The sequence below is a fragment of the Mesorhizobium waitakense genome, assembly GCF_056431085.1.
The window spans coordinates 1-6,691 of the sequence record NZ_JBWKME010000139.1 but is presented as its reverse complement, the minus strand read 5'-3'; the positions used below and the strand labels follow the sequence as shown (position 1 = coordinate 6,691).

Here is a 6,691-nt window from a genome sequence, read left to right as displayed (position 1 = left end):
TGAATCAAGCGATCGCCACCTCCGCAAGCAATTTAATGGGTCCTGATCCTAACTTAGCTGCAACTAATGAAGTGGGTTAAGCCGGCGAGCGTCCCGCCGCCGATTATGCGGCTGTAACCGGCCTCTGCCTCGCCTTGCTGGCACATTGGCTGCTTGGTTGGACATAGGCCGACGCGAGCCTCGCCATCGTCCACGCTGGCGCATATTAGCAACAGGCTGTATTATGCCTGCCGGAACTCTTGAGGGAGGGTCCGATGCGAATGGTGCTCGTCGTCATCGCCTTAGCTGTCGCCTTCGTCATTTGGGATAGGCTGGCGAATGACGGCCGGTACACAGCCGCCGTGGAACGTAGTTTCCGGGAGGCAACGGCCGATCTGCCAAGCGGTTATGGCACCGGTATCACATTTGACGACCTCGTGAAGCGCTGAACGGTACGAGGATGCCCGCCGTAAGTTTCACTGGCCGGCTAAAGCATCGCTGCTTTTCGGTGCGTCGGGGCCTGATGCAACGAGGACCTCCACATAGCCGGCGTAGATCATGTCACTTTCACGTTGGCGATCGAAAGGTTCTCCGCGCAACGTGACCTTTCCATTCCTTAGATCGTCTCACCTATGATGCTGAAATGAGGTTGTTCCTTGCTCTGGCGGTGGTTTCGGCCTTGGCTGGCTGCGCGCCCGAGGCTGATGACTCCAAAACCTATACGCTGTACCGAAGCTCCGCTGCCGCCGAAATGCGTATCCATGTGGCCACGTTCGATGCGACCGAAGCAGAGGCGTACAACAGAGAGAATTGTCAACTTGCGGCCAGTCTGTTTCGGGCGCAACCGGGTGTCGTTGTTCGATATTGGTGCGAGAAAGGGCGATATAGAGGATAGCTCGGCCTCCCACCTCGACCTACTTCCAATGCATGTGCCGGCTATCCCAATCGCTAATTTGATCGAATAGGCCCGTTCTATTAGCCTGCCAAAATTGGCGCTCGTAGCTCAATCCAGGACAGAGCGGGACCTTCCCGGGCAGATGCAGGTTCGAGCCCTGCCGAGTGCACCATTCGATGGATGTCCTGCACGATGCCATGAACTCGCCATTGCGCGCAGCTTTCGGCCATGTTCGTTGTCGCGACCGCCACGGCGGCGGCGGTTGAAGCCGCCACGGCGGTTGGGAGCGGGCGCGCCTTCAGCGGCTGCCCGAACAATGGTGTTCGGCATCGGATCTTCGCCAATTCGGTTTTAGTGTGAGGCTCCAGTGCTTCCGCAAGGACAAGAATTCTGATATCACGGTTCTTATGCCAAAGCAAGAAACCGTGGTATCAAAGAAACGGCGGGGACCGGCCCCGACTGGAAAGGGCGTGCCAATCATGGTCCGCCTTCAACCGGACATGCTCGCCGGCGTCGATCAATTTGTTGCCGAGCATGATGTTTCGCGACCTGAGGCCGTCCGACTGATCATTCGTGACTGGCTGATCAGATTCCAGGTACTGAAGGCAGAGTGAAACCCTGGACGACTTCCCGCGTGCCCTCGAAGCAGCCGGGGTCGAGGTCATTGCCGAGAATGGCGGCGGCGGGGTGATGATCGAGAAGGGTGACGGGATATAGATAGCGGAGGCCAAGGCTAGTGGTCCGGCAGGTAATTCTTCGAGTGCGGGACGGTGCGCACGCAGATGGCTGCCGAATACGCGCGCTACGTGGCAGGGACTGGTGGCGACGAGCTTGGCGCCACCCAAGGCAATCTCGGTCACCAGATCACGCTGCGCGACCTTGGCGACGGCGTTACGGAGATATGCGCTCTGAGCTGGTGGACCGATATGGAAGCGGTAAAGGCCTATGCGGGCGAGCAACCTGAGCGGGCCCACTACTATTCCAAGGACGATCAGCACCTGATCAACAAGCCGGAATTCGTCGAGCATCACGTCGTCGTCTATGGCGACCTCCTCAGCCCGTAGCGATCTTACCGGGGTAACCCTGCCTAGTCAGGCTGTCCTTCTCTCCTCGCAGATGTCTCACACGCTCCGGAGAGACTTTTTTGCACGACTGCGTTTGGCAAAATCAGCCAGATCCCGCCACATCTATGACAGCCTTGATCAGACCGGACTTCTGCTGTGCCCAGATCGCGATATCGCGTGGGCTGTCACGCAGGGTCGTACGATGCGTGACGAGTTCGTCGATTGGTATTTTTCCAGCGCGGATCGAAGCCATGACGTGCTGAAAGTCGGCGCGCGTCGCGTTGCGACTGCCGATCAGCATCATTTCCCGCTTGTGGAACTCTGGGTCGGAGAAGGTTATGTCGTCCTGTACGACGCTGACCATCACCATGACGCCGCCATGGGCAACATAGGCGAAGGCAGACCGCATCGAACGGCTGTTTCCCGTTGCATCGAAGACCACATCGAAACCTGTCCTGGCAGTTCGCTCTGCTATCGTCTCGACAATCGAACCCTTCGAACCGTCGATCACCAGAAAACCCTGCCTTGCGGCAAAAGCCAGCCGCTCGGCATCGACATCCATGACGGTCACGCACTGCCGCGCTATGCGGGCAAAAAGCGCGGTACCGAGGCCGATTGGCCCTGCGCCGATAACCAAGGTGCGGCTGCCCGGCCCGGCCATGGACCTGAGGACCGCGTGCGCACCGATGGCCAGGAACTCGACCGTAGCCGCCTCGACCAATGACAGACCGGTCGCTGGAATGAGGTTCTGCGCCGGTACGAGAATCTGCTCGCTCATGGCACCGTCACGGTGCAAGCCGAGCACCTCGATCGCGAGGCAGCAGTTCGGCTTGCCCTGGCGGCAGGCGGGACAATTGCCGCAGGCAAGATAGGGGTTGACGACGACGTGTTGCCCGACCGCCATGTCCACGGGCCCGTTGAATGCTGCAATTGTTCCCGAAACCTCATGGCCCATGACGCGTGGGTAGGCGAGGTACGGATGCTTGCCCTGGAAGATGTGGTAATCGGTTCCGCAGATGCCGACGTGGGCGACGTTGACCAGCACCCAGCCTTCCGGCGGAGCGCCTGGCGCTGCCTGTTCCTCGAACGCCAGCCTGCCGGGCTCGGCGCATCGGACGATCTTGATGGTGGCGTCCATAAGTGTAATTCCACCCCTTCGCTAACGGCATAATTCCTGGAGTGCGGAAACAGGAAGTGGTCCGGAGGTGCAATCCACCGGACCACTGGTGGTTCACTCGAAGTCCTTGACGTTCTGCAGCGTCACGAGACCGGCGCCGGTATCCACGTTGGCCTCGACGGCTTCCCCGCGGATCGCCTTGACGACCGTATCGATGCCAAGCTCACCCATTTTTGCTGGAAATTGCGCAACGCTGGCATCTTCCGCGCCCGACTTGATCGCTTCGATCTCACCGCAGCAGGCGTCGAAGCCGACCAGGATGATCTTGTCGTTGGCGATGCCCGCATTGCTGATCGATTTGACGGCGCCCGGGATTGGCGGGCCGCAGGCCGAGTAGATCGCCTTGAGATCGGGATTGGCGGTCAGGATGTCTTCGGTCACCGACGTGCCAAGTTCGAGCGTGCAATTGGTTGCACCCTTGCCGACGACATCGATCTTGACGTCGCCGAGGCCCTCCATCATGCCGGTCACCCGGTCGTCCAGCGCCGGCACTCCGGGAACACCTTGCAGGATGCCGACCTTGTCGCCGCTCTTGAGCACGGTCTTCAGGTACTCTCCGGCGATCTTGCCGCCGTTGAGATTGTTGGTCGAGACCAGCGCTGTCTGGCCTTTCCAGTCCGGGATGCTGTTGTCGACGAGAACCACCTTGATGCCGGCGGCGACCGCCTTGTCGAGCGCCGGCGCAACGGTCGGATCGACCGGAGTGATCGCCAGACCCTTGACGCCTTGCGTGATCATGGACTCGATCAGCGCGATCTGCCCTTCGATGTCGGTAGCCGCCTGGCCCTGGCCGGTAACCAGCTCGATCTCGGGATGGGCGGCGGCGTATTTCTTGGCTGCATCCTCCATGGTCGAGTAGAACGGCACCGGGAATTTCGTAATCAGGCCGATCTTGATCTTGTCGGCGGCCGAAGCCGGCATCGCAAACGCAACGGCGATCGCCAGCCCAGCGAACAGTTTTCGGTTCATTGGCATTCCATTCCTCCCTTGGAAATTGAGGCGTCTTCCGGCGGAAGTCGCTTCAGGCATTTGCGGACCGGAACAGTCCCCAAATTTCGAGCGAGTCAGGCTCCAACGATCATGGAGACCAGCTCCTGCTTGTTGTCCTTGGTCGGCACCAGTTCGCCGACCTTGCGGCCCTGGCGAAGCACCACGGCGCGGTCGGCAAGCTCAGTGACGTGTTCCATGTTGTGGGTGATCAGGATGACGGCGTTGCCCTGGTCGCGCAGCGCAGCGACCAGGTTCAACACTTGCCGCGATTCACGCAGGCCAAGTGCGGCGGTCGGTTCGTCCAGGATCACAACCTTGCGGGCAAACACGGTCGACCGGGCCACGGCGATGGCTTGCCTTTGACCGCCCGACATCATGGCGACGACGGCGTCCAGCCTTGGCAACGTGACCTTCAGATTGGCAAGCAGAATGCGCGTTTCGGCATCCATCCTGCGCTGTTGGAGAAATCGCATGCCGCGAGGAAGCCATTGCGGCCAGGCCAACTCGCGACCGGCAAAGAAGTTCTGTCCCGGCGTCAGATTGTCGAAAAGCGCCAGATCCTGATAGACGGTCTCGATGCCGGCGAAGCGCGCGTCCGCAGGGGAGCGTATCTGCGTTGGCGCACCGTCCAGAAGGATCGCGCCGGCATCGAGTTGGTGCACCCCGCTGATGCATTTGGTCAACGTCGACTTGCCGGCGCCGTTGTCGCCGAGAAGCCCGAGGATCTCGCCGCGTTGGACCTCGATGCTGACATCGTCCAGCGCCACGACCGAGCCGAACCGCTTGGTTGCACCGCGCACCGCCAGGACGGGATGATCCGCGGTGGCTGTAGGATCGGCGCTGGCCGCAACGGCGCTCATGACTGCCTCCCGGCCTGCATGACCCGCACGCGCCCTTCGAGATAGTTGCGCAGCACGTCGGCCTCGACCGCGATGACGATGACCACGCCGATGACGATGAGCTGGAAGAAGACGTTGACGTTGAGCAGGTTGAGCGCGTTGCGGATGACGCCGATCATGATGGCGCCAATCAAGGCATGGCCAAGATGGCCGCGGCCGCCGAGAAAACTGGCACCGCCGATGATCACCGCCGCGATCGTATCCAGTTCCAGCAGATTGCCGAACAAGGGCGAACCGGCGTCGGTGCGGCCGGCAAGGATGACCGCACCGATGCCGGCGCACAGCCCCGAGATCACATAGACCGAAACCAGGACCCAGGACACAGGAATGCCCATGCGCACGGCAGCGTCGGGCCGGCCGCCGACGGCATAAATCCAGCGCCCCCAGACCATCGTCTTGGCCATGACGAAAAGCACCGCGGCAACGCCCGCAACCACAAAAACCGATCCAGGCAGACCCCAGACCGCCTCGCGGCCAAGCGCATCGATGGCATCCGGCATTCCAGGGATGGCGCGCCCGTCGGCGAGTTGGAGCGCCAGCCCCTTGGCGATGCTCAATGTTGCTAGCGTGATGATGAAAGGATGCGGCAACCGACCGAAGACGTAGAAGAGCCCGTTGATGGTGCCGACCGCCGCACCGCAGCCGACCATCACCGCGATCACCACCAAGGCGGGAGCGCCGGGATGAAAGCTGAGCGCGCCGACGACGGAAGCCAGTGCCAGGTTCGAGCCGACGGAGAGGTCGATCCCTCGTGTCAGGATGACCAGATGCTGGCCCATCGCCACCACCGAGATGACGGCGGTCTGGGCGAGGATGTTGCTGAGGTTGCGTCCAGTCAGGAAATAGGGGGAGAGAAAACTGAGAACGACGATCAGCAACACCAGGATGACGACCGGACCGGCGCTCAGCAGGGCCAGGCCAAGCGCGAGTCCGGGAACGGCTTCTTGCTTCTTGGGTGCTGGCATTGCCGCGTCGCCGGCAGTGGTGCCGGTGCCTCGCGTTTCAGGCAAAGTTCCCTCCCCGCCGCGGCCGTGCAAGCCGCGTCGTCAAAAACTTATGCTGTATTTTAGTTCCCTCTTATCGATAAAAAACAACCAGCATGACTTGGTCAAGTTGTTTTTTATGGATAAAGTTCATGGTAGAAAGGACAAGGTCTTGCTCAGAGGAAGATCCGATGCGAACCGACACTGTCTACAAGAAGGCTTTCAATCGCGTCGCCAGTATGCTGCGCGACGGACAATTGACCGGAGAGCTCCCTTCCGAAAATGAGCTTAGACGGAAAATGGGAGTCAGCCGCACGACTGTCCGAAAGGTCTTGGGAGAACTTGCCCACCGCGACCTCATCGCCGAGCGCAGCGGTGTCAGGACGGCAGGCCGTGCGGTCGAGGATAGCGATTACTATCCCGACGCCGAAACCACCTCACGGGCCAAGCATGTGGAACAGCAGTTCATGGAATGGATGCTGCGGGGCGACACCAGACCTGGTACCAGCATCAACGAACTCGAGCTTGCGCGTCAGTTCGGCGTCGCGACCAACGGAATTCGCGAGTTCCTGATACGCTTCAGCCGGTTTGGACTGCTCGAGAAGAGGCCGAATACGGGCTGGCTTTTCAAGGGCTTTACGGAAGATTTCGCACTAGGCTGAATCGACATTCATCGCATCCATAGCATGGCGCAAGCGATTTGA

The 6,691-nt window shown here is 60.5% G+C and carries 8 protein-coding genes and 1 tRNA gene; 5 read left to right on the top strand and 4 right to left on the bottom strand.

Going from position 1 to position 6,691, the window contains the following annotated elements; translation table 11 throughout:
- Positions 1–254 precede the first annotated feature (254 nt).
- From AC07FD_RS27575 to AC07FD_RS27560, 4 genes are all read left to right on the top strand, one after another.
- A complete protein-coding gene (locus tag AC07FD_RS27575; RefSeq protein ID WP_477288187.1) occupies positions 255–428 on the top strand; it encodes a hypothetical protein in 174 nt (57 codons plus the stop codon).
- A gap of 543 nt (positions 429–971) precedes the next feature.
- A tRNA-Gly gene (locus tag AC07FD_RS27570) sits at positions 972–1,046 on the top strand.
- Between the two features lie 298 nt (positions 1,047–1,344).
- Entirely contained in the window at positions 1,345–1,488 is a 144-nt protein-coding gene (locus AC07FD_RS27565) for a ribbon-helix-helix protein, CopG family (protein ID WP_478352407.1), read from the top strand.
- A gap of 168 nt (positions 1,489–1,656) precedes the next feature.
- Positions 1,657–1,938, top strand: coding sequence for a hypothetical protein (locus AC07FD_RS27560; protein ID WP_478352406.1), 282 nt, complete (start codon positions 1,657–1,659; stop codon positions 1,936–1,938).
- 103 nt (positions 1,939–2,041) lie between these two features.
- Here the strand turns inward: AC07FD_RS27560 and AC07FD_RS27555 are convergent, their stop codons facing one another.
- The 4 genes from AC07FD_RS27555 to AC07FD_RS27540 form a co-directional block, all read right to left on the bottom strand.
- A complete protein-coding gene (locus AC07FD_RS27555; RefSeq protein ID WP_478352409.1) occupies positions 2,042–3,064 on the bottom strand; it encodes a zinc-binding alcohol dehydrogenase family protein in 1,023 nt (340 codons plus the stop codon).
- A 105-nt stretch (positions 3,065–3,169) separates the two neighbouring features.
- Positions 3,170–4,084, bottom strand: coding sequence for a sugar ABC transporter substrate-binding protein (locus tag AC07FD_RS27550; RefSeq protein ID WP_478352405.1), 915 nt, complete (start codon positions 4,082–4,084; stop codon positions 3,170–3,172).
- A 95-nt stretch (positions 4,085–4,179) separates the two neighbouring features.
- Positions 4,180–4,965 (bottom strand): ATP-binding cassette domain-containing protein, encoded by a 786-nt coding sequence (locus AC07FD_RS27545; protein ID WP_478352404.1) that lies wholly within the window; start codon positions 4,963–4,965, stop codon positions 4,180–4,182.
- Entirely contained in the window at positions 4,962–5,969 is a 1,008-nt protein-coding gene (locus AC07FD_RS27540) for an ABC transporter permease (RefSeq protein WP_478352408.1), read from the bottom strand. Before AC07FD_RS27540 ends, AC07FD_RS27545 begins: the two co-directional genes overlap by 4 nt.
- A gap of 209 nt (positions 5,970–6,178) precedes the next feature.
- Between AC07FD_RS27540 and AC07FD_RS27535 the strand changes: the two genes are divergently transcribed.
- Positions 6,179–6,649: a GntR family transcriptional regulator gene (locus AC07FD_RS27535; RefSeq protein WP_478352403.1), complete on the top strand. Its 471-nt coding sequence runs from the start codon at positions 6,179–6,181 to the stop codon at positions 6,647–6,649.
- The last annotated feature ends 42 nt before the right edge of the window (positions 6,650–6,691 follow it).